Genomic DNA, 14,300 nt, shown 5'->3' with positions numbered 1-14,300 from the left:
CCCTGCAGTGGCGCATCGAGACCCGCCGACACCAGCAGGGCGGGTCTGCAGACTCAGGTGCTGACGGTGGTGGATCTCGATACGCCCGCTCCGCGGGCTACTCGATCAGCATGGGCAGGGCCGCTTGACGGGCTGATCGATCAGCATGGGCAGGGCCGCTTGGCGGGCTGATCGATCAGCATGGGCAGGGCCGCTTGGCGGGCTGGTCGATCAGCAGGGGGCGGGCCCGCTGCGCGGGCTCCTCGATCCGCTTGCGCGGGCCCGCTCGGCGGGCCGCTCGATCGGCGCCGGGTTCGCTGCGTGATCGGCGCCCGAGGGCGGGCGGTCAGGCCGGGACGCGCTCGCGCGGGACGCGGGGCTTCGCGGCCGAGGTGAGGAGCGAGGCGAGGGCGACCAGCACGAGGACGACGGCCATCGCGCCGCGGAGGCCGAAGTGCTCGCCGAGGAAGCCGAGCAGGGGCGGGCCGACGAGGAAGGCGATGTAGCCGGCGGTCGCGACGGCGGCGACGGCGGAGGTCGGGTCCTCGCTCTCGCCCGCGGCGGAGAGGGTGACCGGGAAGCCGAGGGCCGCGCCGAGACCCCAGAGGACGACGGCCGCGCCGGCGACGACGGCGTTATCGGCGAAGACGACGATGCCGATCCCGACCGCCGAGACGAGGGTGCTCGCCAGCAGCACGGTCGCCTTGCCGAAGCGGGCCAGCAGCGGGGTGCCGAGGAAGCGGCCGACGGTCATCGCCGCGGCGAAGGCGGTGAACACCACGGTGCCGACGGTGGCGGAGACGCCGTGGCCGTCGACCATGAGCAGCGGCAGCCAGTCCGTCGCCGAGCCCTCGGCCAGCGCCAGGGCGAGCACGATCAGGCCGAGCATCAGCACGCGCGGCTGCTGCCAGACCGGCGTCGAGCGGACCTTCTCGCGGGGAGCGCCGGCGACGGCGCGCTCGACCCGACCGGTCTCGACCGGGATGGAGCGGATCACGGTGAGCAGCAGCGCCAGCGCGACGACCGCGACTCCGACGAGCTGCCAGACGACGGGGAAGTCGATCGCCGTCAGGCCGATGCCCGCGACCGCGCCAGTGACGGTGCCGAGACTGTAGAAGCCGTGCAGCGCGGGGAGGACCGAGCGGCCCGTGAGCGTCTCGAGCGCGGCGCCCTCCACGTTGAGCGCGATCTCGGAGATGCCGATCCCGAAGCCGACGAGGGCGAGGCCCGCCGCGACGCCGAACGGGGTGGAGAGCTCGGCGAAGACGCCGGTCAGCGCGATGCCGGTGACGAAGGAGGCGCCGCCGATGACGACGGTGAAGCGCACCCCCTGCCGACGCACGACGGCGGCCGAGGACAGGACTCCGCTCATCGAGCCGACGGAGAGGCCCAGCAGGACGAGGCCCATCTCCGCGGTCGAGGCCGCGAGCAGGTCGCGGACCGCCGGGGTCCGCACGACCCAGGAGGCCATCCCGATGCCGAAGACGAGCATGAAGGCCGAGATGGCCAGGCGACGCTTCACGGCGGAGACGGGGCGGGACGGCATGAGTACGACGGTATCGCCCGGGGGTGGACGGCAGTCGCCGCCGGACGGACGGGGCGCCCGTCAAGGTCCCCCGTCGGCACGCGGGCCGCGGCTAGCGTCGAGGAGGGCCGGTGCCGCGGAACGACGGCGCTGCCCGCTCGACGACCCCGGAGGACCCCATGCCCGACCAGTACACCTTCACCAACCCCGCCACGCAGTATCCGAACGTCACGCCGCCGGTGCAGCAGCAGCCCGAGCCCGGCCTCCAGTCGCGGATGACCCCGGTCCCGGACCTCGGCGAGGACAGCTACCGCGGCACCGGCCGCCTCACCGGGCGCCGCGCGCTGATCACGGGCGCCGACTCCGGCATCGGCGCGGCGGTCGCGATCGCCTTCGCCCGCGAGGGCGCGGACATCGCGCTCGCCTACCTCCCCGACGAGGAGGAGGACGCGCAGCACGTCGTCGAGCTGATCCGCGCGGCCGGCCGAACCGCCGTGACGATCCCGGGCGACCTGACCGACGCGCAGTACTGCCGGGACCTGGTCGCGAAGGCCGTCGAGGGGCTCGGCGGCCTCGACACGGTCGTGAACGTCGCCGGCAAGCAGGTCTGGCAGGACGACGTGCTCGAGCTCAGCGACGAGCAGTTCGAGACGACGTTCGCGATCAACGTCTTCGCGCCGTTCCGGATCATCAAGGCGGCGCTCCCGCACCTCCCCGCAGGCTCCACCATCATCAACACCGCCTCGGCCGAGGCGCACACGCCCGCGCCCGACCGCCTCGACTACGCGATGACCAAGGGCGCGATCAACAACCTCTCCAAGGGGCTCGCCCAGCAGCTCGCGTCGAAGGGCATCCGGGTGAACGTCGTCGCACCCGGTCCGACCTGGTCGGTGCTGCAGGTGACCGCGGGCGTCGACCCGGAGAGCCTGCCCGAGTTCGGCTCGAGCGAGGCGCCGATGGGCCGCGCGGCACAGCCGGCCGAGCAGGCGCCCGCCTACGTCTTCCTCGCCTCGGCGGAGTCGAGCTACGTGGTCGGCGAGACGCTGAACGTCAACGGCGGGATGGTCTCGCCGTAGCCGGTGCCGCTGGGGTCCGCGCCCGCCCTCTACCGTAGGGAGCATGAGGACGATTCGCTGGCTTCTACCGGCGGCGGGCGTGCTGCTCGTCGTGATCGGGATCGTCGTCGCGGCGACCACTCCGCGCGAGGTGTCGTTCGGCTGGTTCGCGTACGCGCCGCTCTCGGAGACGATGTTCTCGCCCGGGACGATGGTCGTCATTCCGGGCCTGGCGACCGCCGCCGCGCTGATCGTGCTCGGGCTGCTGGTGCTGGCGTTCTGCGCGGGCTGGGCTGTCGCCCGCCGGCACCCGCAGACCGCGAGCGGAGCACCGAGTCAGGGCGCCTGACGCCTCGGTTCGCGCGCCTGCGCTGTTATGCGGTGACGATGCGACGCGAGTCGGCGACGGACCTCCGGCTCGCGGAACGCGGTTCGGCTTGCTGAATCGGGCGGATCCCGCGAGCCGGAGGTGATTCCGCGAGCCGGAGCTGGACGTCGGCGGTGGCGCTCGCGACGTTCGGCACGTGGATCCGGGTCCGGCTCGTGGGATCGGCCGGTTCTCACGAGCCGAGGCCGTTCCTGCGAGCCGAGGCCGGTGCGGGTGGACCTCCGGCACGTGGAAAGAGGCTCGGCTCGCCGGATCGAGTCGATTCCACGAGCCGGAGCCGACTCCGCGAGCCGGAGCAGATCGCAGAAGCCGAAGCTGACTCCGTGAGCCGCCGCGGAGCAGGAGACCCTCACGCGAACGGACCCGAAACGAGCCCTGTGCATGGAGGGGAGCCCGATTTCCGTCCACTCGCACGCGGCTCCGACTGCGAACGGACCCGAACCGGGCGCTGCGCCCGGAGCGGAGCCCGATCCGCGTCCGGTCGCACGCCCGGATACGGGCCTCGCGTGGAGGCCAGGGCCCGTTCCGCGTCCGGTCGCGGAGCCGCCGCCCCAGGAGCCGGCCCGCCGCTAGGGTGAGCGCACCCGCCGCCGCCGCGATCCCCGCGCGACCGGGACACCGAGAGGCGGCCGCCGTGGTCCCCGACATCAACCCGTGGGCGGTCGGACTGGCCACCCTGTCGACGATGCTCGTCGGCTCGATCTGGTACACCCCGAAGGTCTTCGGCACGCTCTGGATGCGGCTGGCCGGCATCAGCCGGGAGCAGATGAGCAGCCGCAGCGCGGTCGTCCCGATCCTCGTCACCGTCGTGGTCAGCCTGGTCACCGCGCTCGTCCTGGCCGGCTGCGTCGACATCGCGCACGCCTTCTACGGCGGCAGCTGGTTCGCGAACTCGGTGGTCACCGGGCTGTTCCTCTTCGTCGGCTTCACCGCCGCGCGGATGATCACCCACGACGCCTTCGAGGGCCGGCCGGCCAAGCTGACGATCCTGAACATCACGCACGAGCTCGTCACGATCCTCGTGATGGCCGTGATCATCGGCCTGCTGCCCGCCTGACGCCGGGCCGGCTCGGCGCCGGCAGGGTCAGCCCTCGGGCAGCTCGGCGAACGTGCGCTTGGCGCCGTTGTACCAGCCCATCGACTGCACGGGGTGGCGCCAGCGGTTCTTCATGTCGTTGCGCGCCTCCTCGTGGACGGCGTCGCCGGCCTTCACCGCGTCGCGCAGATGCCGGTCCTGGAGGTTGATGACGACGTCGGCCGAGTCGCCGCGGTGCTCGTGATCGCAGGGTCCGCCGAGCTGGCGGCAGGTCATGGTCTTCATCGGGTGCTCCTTCTGTCGGGGCCCGGGTGGGCCTCTCTCCTGTTCGACGGCCGGGGAGCCGCCGATGTGACACGACACGCCGGAGCGCGTCAGCCCGCGTCGACCGCGGCGCCCTCGCGCCGGACGATCGACGCCAGCACGGCCGGGGCCGCCCGGAAGACGACGGCGGCGACCCGCCCGTCGAGAACGGTGAAGTCGAACGCGACCTGCGGGGCTCCGCGGTGGAACCAGGCGGCGCCCGGCCGCCCGTCGACGACCGCGGCGAGCGCCGCATGAGCACTGCCGTCGAAGAAGGCGGCCACGGCTTCGCGACCGTCGATCCGCTCCGGGGTCCCCGCGGCGAGCGCGTCGGCGTCCGCCCGGATGCTCGCGCCCGGTGCCAGCAGCCGCAGCAGTCGCGCCAGGTCGCCGCCGCGCGCCGCGGCCAGGAAGGCGTCGACCACTTGCCAGTCGGCGACCGGCCCGTCCGCGGGTCCGGCCGTGGTCTTGGCGCGCGCCCGCGAGGCGAGCTTGCGCGCCGAGACCGCGCTGCGCCCGAGGATCTCGCCGATCGTCGCGAAGTCGACGCCGAAGCTGTCCGCGAGCACGAACGCGACGCGCTCGTTGGGCGTCAGGGTCTCGACGACGACGTGCAGGGCCTGCCCGACGGCCTCCGCGCGCTCGAGCCCCGCACCCTCCGTGCCCGGGCCGGTCTCGACGAGCTCGGCGGGCTCGGGGATGCGCGCGCGCAGCCGGTCGAGGCAGAGCCGGGTGGTGACCGTCGTCAGCCAGGCCGGCAGGTTGTCGATCGCGGCCGTCGTGCCGTGCAGGCGCAGCCACGCCGACTGCACTGCGTCCTCGGCCTCGTGGTGATCGTCGAGCAGCCGCGAGGCGAGCCGGGTGAGCCGGCCGCGCTCCGCCTCGAAGGCGACGGCCTGCTCGTCGTCGGAGCGGGACACGCGTCCTCCTGACCGGACCTGCGGCGGCCGCAGCTCGCGCCCCGGCCGCCGGTCCGGAGAGGACCGCGCGGTGAGGGACGCCCCCAGTGTCGCGGCCGGCCGCCGCCGCGACAAGAGCGACGGCGGCCGGCCCCCGCGTCAGCGGTCCGCGCGCGCGTCCTCCGGAGCCTCCGACCGCACCCCGGCGGCCGGCGCCGCGAGGCTCTCGCGGTGCAGGCGCTCCGCCTCCTCGCCGCCGACGGCCTCGCCGCGGGCGACCATGCCGGACTGGTCCGACAGCGGGATCTGCTTGAGCAGCAGCGCGAGCACGAAGGCGATCGCGATGAACGGCAGGAGGTACCAGAACACCGGCGCCAGCGACTCGGCGTAGGCGCGGACGACGCCGTCGCGGACGTCGTCCGGCAGGGCGTTCAGCGCCTGCGGGTCGAGGGTCGCGGTAGCCGCTCCGACGTCGGCGACGCCCGCGTCGGTGAAGACGCCGGTCAGCTTCTCGGCGAGGGAGTTGGTGAAGATCGTGCCGAACACGGCCACGCCGAGCGAGGCGCCCACCTCGCGGAAGTAGTTGTTGGTGCTGGTCGCCGTGCCGATCATCTCGGGGGCGACGGCGTTCTGCACGACGAGGACGATGACCTGCATGATCAGGCCGAGCCCCGCGCCGAAGAAGAAGAGGTAGACGCAGATCAGCGGGATCGGCGTCTCGGCGGTGAGCGTCGTCATCGCCGCCATCGCGAGGCCGGTGAGCAGGGCGCCGACGATCGGGAACGCCTTGTAGCGGCCGGTGCGCGAGATCGCGATGCCCGAGTAGATCGACGTGCCCATCAGGCCCGCCATCATCGGCAGCATCAGCAGGCCCGAGGCGGCGGCGGAGGTTCCGGACGCCATCTGCAGGAAGGTCGGCACGAAGGCGATGGCGGAGAACATGCCGAGGCCGAGCGTGAGGCCGATCGCCGTCGCGTTCACGAAGATCGGGTTGCGGAAGAGGCTCAGCGGGATGATCGGGTCCTCGGCCCGCGACTCCACCCAGATGAAGCCGGCGACCGCGGCGATCAGCCCGGCGCCGAACGCCCAGGTCTCGAGGGCGCCCCAGCCGTGCGCGGCGTCGCCGCCGAAGTCGGTGAAGAAGATCAGGCAGGTGGTGGCGATCGAGAGCAGCAGCACGCCCGGGATGTCGATCCGCTTGGTCGCCCGCTTGCTGGGGAGGGTCAGCGCGAACCAGGCGATCGCGAAGGCCGCGATGCCGACCGGGATGTTGATGTAGAACGCCCACTGCCAGGTGAGGTGGTCGACGAAGAGGCCGCCGAGCAGCGGGCCGGCGACGGCGGAGAGGCCGAAGACGGCGCCGAGCGGGCCCATGTACTTGCCGCGCTCGTTGGCGGGGACGATGTCGGCGATGATCGCCTGCGACAGGATCATCAGCCCGCCGCCGCCGAGGCCCTGCAGGGCGCGGAAGACGACGAACGACCAGAAGTCGCCGGCCAGCGCGCAGCCGACGGACGCGAGGGTGAACAGCGCGATGGCGATCAGGAAGAGCGTGCGGCGGCCGAGGACGTCGCCGAACTTGCCGTAGATCGGCATCACGATCGTGGTCGCGAGCAGGTAGGCGGTGGTGATCCAGGCCTGGTGCTCGACGCCGCCGAGCTGGCCGACGATGGTCGGCATCGCGGTCGAGACGATCGTCTGGTCGAGGCTGGAGAGGAGCATGCCGGCGATCAGCGCGGAGAAGATGATCCAGATCCGGCGCTGCGTGAGCAGGAGCGGTGAGGCGGTGGCGGGGGCGGTCATGGTGTCCTCGGGGTCGGGTGGGGCGAGAGGGAGCGGGGCCGGTCGGCGCGGCGGGGCCGGGTCAGCCCAGGAGCAGGCGCGTCACAGCCGCGATGCGGTCCTGCGCGAGGCGCTCGAGCGGCACGGAGCCGTCGGAGTCGAGGTAGGCGCCGACGGCGCTGCGGATCACGGTGCCGGCCGTCTGCACGGCGAGCAAAACGGACGGGTCGGCGGAGTCGAGCCCTTCGCGCCGCGCGACGAGGTCGGCGACGAGCAGGTCGCGCTGGGTGCCGACGTCGAGCAGGGCCTGCAGGAGCTTGGGCTCGCGGTCGGCGACGGCGACGAACTCGCGGACGCTGTCGGCGTTCAGGCCGATCGCGGCGAAGTGCACCGTGCCGAGGGCGACGAGGGCCTCGAGCAGCGAGACACCCGGGCGGCGGGTCAGGAACTCCGCGACGCTGTCGTCGTCGAGGCCCTCCTCGGGCCGGCCGACGATCGCGTACTCCTTGCTGGGGAAGTAGTTGAAGAAGGTGCGGCGCGAGATGCCGACCTCCTCGCAGAGCTCCTCGACGGTGAAGCCCGAGAAGCCGTGGCGGATGGTCAGCTCGCGGGCGGTGCGGGCCAGCTCGCTGCGCCGCTCGGCCGCGCGCTGGTCGCGCCGGGTCGCGGTCGCATCTGCTTGCATACTGTGCATCATTGCACCATCGGGACCAAGGTGCAATGCTAGGAGTGTCGCGTAGCGGTGACCCCCGTCCGGGTGACTAACGGCCCTCAGCGGCGACCGGGGGCGCACCGTTCGATACCGTCATCGCGGAGGCGAGACACCGCCTCCGCTCGAGACTCGGGGGGACGATGTCGCAGCAGACCAGCCAGGACCCGGCGATCGGCGCCGACGCACCGCCCGGGGCGCCCGACGACCGGGACCGCCGCGCCGCCGTGATCGAGGCCCTCGGCCTGATGGGCTCCGGCCCCGAGGAGCGCTTCGACCGGATCACCCGGATGGCGCAGGAGCTCTTCCAGGTGCCGGTGGCGGAGATCCACATCCTCGACGAGACGACGCTCTTCACGAAGTCGCCGCAGCCCGAGGGGCCGGTGTCCTACCCGCGCGCGGGGACGTTCTGCGACGCGACGCTCGCCCAGCGGAGCACGCTCGTCGTCCCCGACCTCGGCGCCGACGGAGCCTGGGCGCAGCACGTGCACGTCTCCGGACCGCCGCACGTGCAGTTCTACGCCGGCCGCCCGCTCACGGTGGACGACGGCCTGCAGCTCGGGACGCTCTGCCTGCTCGACTTCGTCCCCCGCGCGCTCAGCCCGGAGGAGGAGCTGCTCTTCGAGGAGTTCGGCCAGTGGGTCGAGCGCGAGTTGCGCGACACCGCGGAGTGGGACCGCGCCGCCGACGTGCAGGCCCGCCTCTCCCCCACCGCGTTCCGCCACCCCGCCGGCTACGACCTGGCAGGCGCCTCGCTGCCCAAGTGGCAGATCTGCGGCGACTTCTACACCTGGACCGCGACCGAGGCGGTCGTCGACCTGACCCTCGTCGACGTGATGGGCAAGGGCACCGGCGCCGCGATCCTCGCCGCCGGCATCCGCGCGGCGTTCCGCGCCCGGGCCGGCGGCGCTCCGGACGCGGTGGTCGCCGCGGTCAGCGAGCAGCTGCAGCCGGACTTCTCCGCCACCGAGACCTTCGCGACGCTCTTCCACGGCCGGCTCGACACCGCGACCGGCCGGGTCGACTTCGTGGACGCGGGCCACGGGCTCACCGTCCTGCTCCGCGCCGACGGGACCTTCCACCGCCTCGCCGCGCTCGGCCTCCCCCTCGGCATCGCGGAAGACGGCGGCTGGGTCACCCAGACCGTCGATCTCGCCGTCGGCGACTCCCTGGTCTCCTTCACCGACGGGGTGCTCGACCTCTTCGACGGGACCCTGCAGTCGCTCGTCCTCGCGGCGGACCTCGTCCGCACCTCCGAGGGCGCCATCGGCTTCCTCACCGCCCTGACCGCGCTCGCCGGCTCCGGCCGCGCGCTCGACGACATCACCGCGCTCCTCGTGACGCGGACCCACGACACACCGCGCCCCGCCGCGGACACCGACCAGGAGCAGGCATGACCTTCAGCACCGAGACGATCGCTCCCGGCGTCGCCGTGATCACGGCGGCGGGCCGGCTCAATCTCGCCGCGGCGCGGGATCTGCGGACGGAGGTGCGCAGCGCTCTCGACGAGGGCAGCAGCCGCATCGTCGTCGAGCTGAGCGAGGTCACCTTCATGGACTCGTCCGGGCTCGGCGCGCTCGTCGCCTGCCTCAAGAGCGCCCGCCAGGCCGGGGGCGACCTCCGGATCGCCGCCCCGAGCGAGCAGGTCACCATGGTGCTCGAGCTCTCCAACCTCGACCGCGTGCTCGTCGGCTACGCCTCGGCCGGCGACGCGTACCGTGACTGAGCGCACCCTCGCCTTCCGGACGCCGCCCGACGACATCGAGCTCGTGCACGACCTGCTCGACTCGCTCTTCGGCGAGCGCGCCGACGTCGGCGCCCGCGACCGGATGGAGTTCGAGACGGCGCTCGTCGAGCTCGTCTCCAACGTGATCCAGCACGCCGTCTCGACCACCGCGGTCCTCTGCCGCCTCGTCGTCACCGTCGACGACGAGGCGCTCCGGGCCGAGCTGGTCGACACCGCGGACCCGCCCGGCGTCGACACCGGCCCGCGGGAGATGCCGGACGCGTTCGCCGAGTCGGGTCGCGGGATCGCCCTCATCCAGGCGCTGGTGACCGACTTCGACTACGAGCGCACCGCGAGCCGCAACCTCTGGTCGATCCGCAAGGACCGCGCCCTGCAGGCCTGACGCGCGGGGTCGCTCGCGCTCAGCCGATCGTGTGCGCCGTGATGACCGCCGCGGCGCGCGCGAGGTCCTCGACGACCTCCTCCTCGCCCAGGCGCGGGGACGCCCGCAGCACCTCGACGCTGACCGCGCCGTAGCGCTCGTCGACCGCCGCGAGCAGCGCGGTGCCGGAGTCGGTCAGCTGGAGCAGGACGCTGCGCCGGTCCTGCGGATTGGAGACGCGGTCGAGGTGGCCGGCCTTGGCCAGGCGGTCGAGCAGCGCGGTCACCGCCCCTGTCGTCAGCGACAGCTCGAGCCCCAGCCACTTGGGCGTCAGCCCGGGCGACTCGGCGAGCGCCTCCAGCGCGCTCAGCTCCGAGATCCCGATCCCGGCGTCGAGGGCGACCGCGGCGCGCAGGTGGCGCTGCGCCGTCTCGAGCTGCCGCAGCGCCTGCCGGAGGGCCGCGCCGGCGGGCTGCTCGCCGCCGTCGGCGGGGGGTGTGTTCTCGGGATCCATGCGGCCTTCTCGGGTGTCGGAGCGGGGGTGGGAGCGGGTGTCGGAGCGGCGACGTCGCCGGCGAGGTGGCTGTCCCCACAACAGGGGGTATTAGAACGATTGCAAAGTATCTTTGCCATCAAGTAACTTACTCGACAAGCCAGAAAACACCCCACAGCGAACTGCACGGCAGTTCACCTTCTACCCGATCAGGAGTCCTGTCATGTCGAACCACACCGCAAAGCGCAAGCGCGTCCGTTTCGCCCCCCTCGTCCTCGCCACCAGCGTCGCCGCCGCCGCGCTGCTGTCGGTCTCGATGTCCGGAACCCTCTCCGGCTTCGTCGCCAGCATCACCAACACCAACAACACCGCCGCCTCCGGCTCGCTCGTCATGGAGGAGAAGTCGACCGGCACCACGCCCGTCACCTGCCTCAGCACCGACGGCGGCTCGATCAGCACCAACACCGCGACCTGCTCGACCATCAACAAGTTCGGCGGATCGACCACCATGGTCCCCGGCCAGACCGTCAGCACCTCGATCACCATCAAGAACGCCGGCACCGTCTCGGCCAACACCTTCACCCTCACCCCCGGCGCTGCCTGCGCTCAGAGCGCCAACGGCACCCCGGCCGGCACCGCGACCGACTTCTGCTCCAAGCTCAACGTCGTCATCACCTCCGGCAGCACCACCGTCTACAGCGGCACCGCCGCCGCGCTCGCCGGCACCGCCGCCAAGTCGCTCTCCGCCGCCCCCGTCACCGCCGGCACCAGCACCCCCTTCACCATCGCCGTCACGCTCGACTCCTCGGCCGGCAACACCTACCAGGGCCTGTCCGCCTCGCTCCCCCTCACCTGGACCTTCGCCAGCTGATCGAGCCTCCCCGGCTCGCGCCGATCGAGGAACCCTCGATCGTCACCTGATCAGCTCATGCTGATCGAGTAGCCCGCAGAGCGGGCGTATCGAGATCCACCACCGAAGACCGCTTCCCCCGAAGCACCCGCCCCACCCCGAGAAACGCCCCCGCAACACCCGACACCCGCACCCCGGGGGCCGCCGCCCAGGCGGCCCCCACCCCGCCGAGGAGGTGGACCCGTGACCACGCTGCAGACCCGCCCCGCCCCCGCGCTCCCCGGATCCACCGCCGTCCCCACCGGCACCGCCTCCCCCCTCACCCCCGCCACCACCGTCTCCACCCCCGAGCCCCGCTCCCCCCGCTCCCGCCTGCGCACCGTCGCGACCTGGACCGTCACCGCCCTCGTCGCTGCCCTGGTCGTCGCCGCCTTCCTCTTCCACGCCTCCGGCGGACGCTGGTTCATCGTCCAGACGCCGTCGATGGGCACCGCCGCTCCCGTCGGCACCCTGGTCCTCACCGCCCCGACGCCCCTCGAGGACATCCGGGTCGGCGACGTCGTCAGCTTCCACCCCACCACCACCCCCGACGAGACCTACACGCACCGCGTGGTCGACCTCGCCGAGGACGGCACCCTGGTCACCCGCGGCGACATCAACGGCGCGACCGACCCGTGGGCGACCGGCGCCGAGCAGCTGATCGGCGAGGTCGTCGTCGCGCTCCCCGGCGCCGGCTGGCTCGCGAAGGGCCTGCCGATGCTCCTCGCCGGCACCGTCCTCGTCCTGCTGCTCACCCGCCTGCTCTCCTCCCCCACCCACCGCGCCGCGATGCGGGTGCTGGGGATCTCGCTCGTCGCCTCCTTCACGGTCTTCGTGCTCCGCCCGTTCGTCGGCATCGTCGTCCTCGAGGCGACCGTGGAGGACGGGCAGACGGACGCCTCGCTCGTCTCGGTCGGCATGCTCCCGATCCGCGTCACGGCCGTCGGCGGCACCCATGCCGACCTCGTCTCCGGCCAGGTCGGCAGCATCCAGGTGCCGGCCAACGGCGAGGACTTCTACAACGTGTCCTCGGCGCTGCACCTGCCGCTCTGGGGCTGGATCCTCTTCGGGGCCCTCTGCGCCACCCCCGTGCTCTGGACGATGCTGGTCGGACTCCCCGCCGAGGCCGAGCCGCGCGGCGAGCACGGCCGCCGGGCCCGCGCCACCGAGACCGCGCCGACCGAGACCGAGCCGGCCGAGACCGCCGAGACCGCCGAGACCGCCGAGACCGAGTCGGCCGCCCGATGAGCCGCCACCGCCGCACCCGCTCCGGCCTCCTGGCCCGCCTCCGCTCCGCGGCGCCGCGGACCCCGCGCACCACCCTCGCCGCGCTGCTCGTCGCCGCGCTCTCGGCCGTGCTGTTCCTCGCCCCCGCCACCTCCGGCGCCTACGTCGCCTCCATCCGCAACTCGAACAACACCGTCGGCAGCGCGGCGGCCTTCTTCACCTGCGACTCGGCGGTCGCCGCCGACAGGGGCGACGCGCTGTTCTCCTACACGCTCGCGCAGGCCACCGGAGCGACGACCGCCGTCGACACCGACTCCGGCGCCTACCCCGGCACCTACCGTCCGGCGATGACCAGCTCCGCGACCACCCCGAAGGCCTGCCCGCGCGACGCCGGCGGCTCCTGGCTGCTGAACGGGACGAACGGCTACCTCAGCACGCCGCTGCAGCTGGCCAACCCGACCACGTTCAGCACGGAGATCTGGTTCAAGACCACCGTCGCGGGCGGCAAGCTCTTCAGCTTCAACAGCAGCCGCGACACCGCCGGCAGCCAGTACGACCGGCACACCTACATCGGCGCGGACGGCCGCCTCGTCTTCGGCATCTACAACAACGGCGTCCAGTCGATCACCAGCCCGAACCCGGTCAACGACGGAGCCTGGCACCACGTCGTCTCCACCCTCTCGCCGACCGCCGGGACGAGCCTCTGGCTCGACGGCGTGAAGGTCGCCGGCAACACCGCCTTCCGCAGCGCGGAGAACACCACCGGCTACTGGAAGATCGGCTACGACACCCTCGGCGGCTCCTGGACGAACGTCGGCCCCGCCTCCTTCTCCGGCAGCCTGCGCTACGCCGCCGTCTACTCGACCGCGCTCACCGCGACCCAGATCCAGAACCACTACAACGCCGGCCGCTGAGCCGCCGCTCCGCTCCGCCCTTCACTGCCCCGCACCCCACTGCCCCGCCCCGCCCCGCCTCGCCCGCCCACCTCCGCACCCGAACGGATCCCGCCATGACCAGCACCCCCGCGCCCGGACTCTCCCGCCGCTCGCTCACCACCACCGCCCTCTGGACCGTCCCCGTGGTCGCCATCGCCACGGGCGCACCCCTCGCCGCCGCGTCGACCGCTCCCTGCACGAGCGTCACGCAGTTCGCCGCGACGAACTCGAGCGGCAACCCCGCCGTCCTCGGCGCGACCTCCGCGTCCGGCCGCACCTCGACGATCCGCATCACCTCGACGCTCGCCGCGGGCACGACCGACCTCTCCGGCGGCACGCGCTACAACATGAGCCAGAACGGCTCGGGCTGGGCCGGCAACGCTCCCGGCGGCGTCCCCTCCGAGTACTCCTTCGCCGGCTTCGGTCCGGCGGGAGCCCTCGTGCTCAATCAGCGTCGCGAGGGCGACCTCGCCGTCCTGCCCACCCCCGGATCCGACGCGCAGACCCTGACCTTCGAGTTCCGCGACGCCGACGGCGCGCTCTTCGACCCGGTCGACTTCCAGCTGACGGTCTTCGACATCACCTCGAACACCGACGCGAACTCGTGGGTGCCGACGTACTGGGACGCCGTCGGCTTCAGCACCGAGCCGACCTCGATCGCGACCTCGGGCTCCCTCCCCGGCGCCGGCGTCGGCACCCTCGCCGACCCCTTCCGCCGCGCGACCGGGAACGAGTACACGACGGCGGGCGTCACGAGATCCGACACCTTCCACTTCGGCGTCTTCCCCTCGGGCAGCACCCTCACCTACACCCAGCACGACGGCCGCCAGGGCTGGCACTTCGTCTCGCTCACCGACCTCCGCTTCGGCGCCGACGACTGCTAAAGTCGTCCTGGACGCGTTGCTTGCGACGCTCCACTTCCGAGGCCCACGCGAGAGCGTGGGCTTTCGGCGTCTCCCCGCCGCGCTGCCA

The 14,300-nt window shown here is 72.9% G+C and carries 16 protein-coding genes; 10 read left to right on the top strand and 6 right to left on the bottom strand.

Annotation, left to right across the window (positions count from 1 at the left end; all coding sequences use genetic code 11):
* Positions 1 to 325: 325 nt before the first annotated feature.
* Positions 326 to 1,525: an MFS transporter gene (locus EDF35_RS15010; protein ID WP_123705472.1), complete on the bottom strand. Its 1,200-nt coding sequence runs from the start codon at positions 1,523 to 1,525 to the stop codon at positions 326 to 328.
* A 158-nt stretch (positions 1,526 to 1,683) separates the two neighbouring features.
* Here EDF35_RS15010 and EDF35_RS15005 point away from each other — a divergent pair, with 158 nt between their 5' ends.
* The 3 genes from EDF35_RS15005 to EDF35_RS14995 all read left to right on the top strand — a co-directional run bounded on the left by EDF35_RS15005 (position 1,684) and on the right by EDF35_RS14995 (position 4,004).
* A complete protein-coding gene (locus EDF35_RS15005) occupies positions 1,684 to 2,580 on the top strand; it encodes an SDR family oxidoreductase (RefSeq protein WP_132437961.1) in 897 nt (298 codons plus the stop codon).
* Between the two features lie 43 nt (positions 2,581 to 2,623).
* Positions 2,624 to 2,908 (top strand): hypothetical protein, encoded by a 285-nt coding sequence (locus tag EDF35_RS15000; RefSeq protein ID WP_133962905.1) that lies wholly within the window; start codon positions 2,624 to 2,626, stop codon positions 2,906 to 2,908.
* A 673-nt stretch (positions 2,909 to 3,581) separates the two neighbouring features.
* Entirely contained in the window at positions 3,582 to 4,004 is a 423-nt protein-coding gene (locus tag EDF35_RS14995; protein ID WP_123705474.1) for a DUF1761 domain-containing protein, read from the top strand.
* 27 nt (positions 4,005 to 4,031) lie between these two features.
* On the opposite strand, the gene EDF35_RS14990 is transcribed toward EDF35_RS14995, so the two are convergent.
* From EDF35_RS14990 to EDF35_RS14975, 4 genes are all read right to left on the bottom strand, one after another.
* Entirely contained in the window at positions 4,032 to 4,268 is a 237-nt protein-coding gene (locus tag EDF35_RS14990) for a hypothetical protein (protein ID WP_133962904.1), read from the bottom strand.
* Positions 4,269 to 4,357: 89 nt separating this feature from the next.
* Positions 4,358 to 5,206, bottom strand: a complete 849-nt coding sequence (locus tag EDF35_RS14985; protein WP_133962903.1) for a sigma factor — start codon at positions 5,204 to 5,206, stop codon at positions 4,358 to 4,360.
* 138 nt (positions 5,207 to 5,344) lie between these two features.
* The gene (locus EDF35_RS14980; RefSeq protein ID WP_133962902.1) at positions 5,345 to 6,988 is read right to left on the bottom strand and encodes an MDR family MFS transporter; all 1,644 of its coding nucleotides are present in this window, start codon (positions 6,986 to 6,988) and stop codon (positions 5,345 to 5,347) included.
* A gap of 61 nt (positions 6,989 to 7,049) precedes the next feature.
* Positions 7,050 to 7,652: a TetR family transcriptional regulator gene (locus EDF35_RS14975; RefSeq protein WP_166674127.1), complete on the bottom strand. Its 603-nt coding sequence runs from the start codon at positions 7,650 to 7,652 to the stop codon at positions 7,050 to 7,052.
* Between the two features lie 167 nt (positions 7,653 to 7,819).
* Between EDF35_RS14975 and EDF35_RS14970 the strand changes: the two genes are divergently transcribed.
* Genes EDF35_RS14970 through EDF35_RS14960 form a run of 3 tightly spaced genes read left to right on the top strand, consistent with a single transcriptional unit; the run spans position 7,820 to position 9,805 of the window.
* Positions 7,820 to 9,073, top strand: a complete 1,254-nt coding sequence (locus tag EDF35_RS14970) for a GAF domain-containing SpoIIE family protein phosphatase (RefSeq protein WP_133962900.1) — start codon at positions 7,820 to 7,822, stop codon at positions 9,071 to 9,073.
* Positions 9,070 to 9,402 (top strand): STAS domain-containing protein, encoded by a 333-nt coding sequence (locus EDF35_RS14965; RefSeq protein WP_123446750.1) that lies wholly within the window; start codon positions 9,070 to 9,072, stop codon positions 9,400 to 9,402. The genes EDF35_RS14970 and EDF35_RS14965 overlap by 4 nt, the downstream gene beginning before the upstream one ends.
* On the top strand, positions 9,395 to 9,805 hold the full coding sequence (locus EDF35_RS14960) for an ATP-binding protein (protein ID WP_123732725.1): 411 nt from the start codon (positions 9,395 to 9,397) through the stop codon (positions 9,803 to 9,805). The genes EDF35_RS14965 and EDF35_RS14960 overlap by 8 nt, the downstream gene beginning before the upstream one ends.
* 19 nt (positions 9,806 to 9,824) lie before the next feature.
* Here the strand turns inward: EDF35_RS14960 and EDF35_RS14955 are convergent, their stop codons facing one another.
* On the bottom strand, positions 9,825 to 10,298 hold the full coding sequence (locus EDF35_RS14955; RefSeq protein ID WP_123732724.1) for a MarR family transcriptional regulator: 474 nt from the start codon (positions 10,296 to 10,298) through the stop codon (positions 9,825 to 9,827).
* A 202-nt stretch (positions 10,299 to 10,500) separates the two neighbouring features.
* Here EDF35_RS14955 and EDF35_RS14950 point away from each other — a divergent pair, with 202 nt between their 5' ends.
* From EDF35_RS14950 to EDF35_RS14935, 4 genes are all read left to right on the top strand, one after another.
* Positions 10,501 to 11,148 (top strand): hypothetical protein, encoded by a 648-nt coding sequence (locus tag EDF35_RS14950; protein ID WP_133962899.1) that lies wholly within the window; start codon positions 10,501 to 10,503, stop codon positions 11,146 to 11,148.
* A 222-nt stretch (positions 11,149 to 11,370) separates the two neighbouring features.
* Positions 11,371 to 12,414: a S26 family signal peptidase gene (locus EDF35_RS20885; protein ID WP_166674126.1), complete on the top strand. Its 1,044-nt coding sequence runs from the start codon at positions 11,371 to 11,373 to the stop codon at positions 12,412 to 12,414.
* A complete protein-coding gene (locus EDF35_RS14940; protein WP_123705482.1) occupies positions 12,411 to 13,307 on the top strand; it encodes a LamG domain-containing protein in 897 nt (298 codons plus the stop codon). The genes EDF35_RS20885 and EDF35_RS14940 overlap by 4 nt, the downstream gene beginning before the upstream one ends.
* A gap of 95 nt (positions 13,308 to 13,402) precedes the next feature.
* Positions 13,403 to 14,212 (top strand): hypothetical protein, encoded by an 810-nt coding sequence (locus tag EDF35_RS14935; protein WP_133962898.1) that lies wholly within the window; start codon positions 13,403 to 13,405, stop codon positions 14,210 to 14,212.
* Positions 14,213 to 14,300: the final 88 nt, after the last annotated feature.

The organism is Rathayibacter sp. PhB151, from assembly GCF_004366415.1.
GTDB lineage: Bacteria > Actinomycetota > Actinomycetes > Actinomycetales > Microbacteriaceae > Rathayibacter > Rathayibacter festucae.
This window is presented reverse-complemented; position numbering and strand designations above follow the sequence as displayed.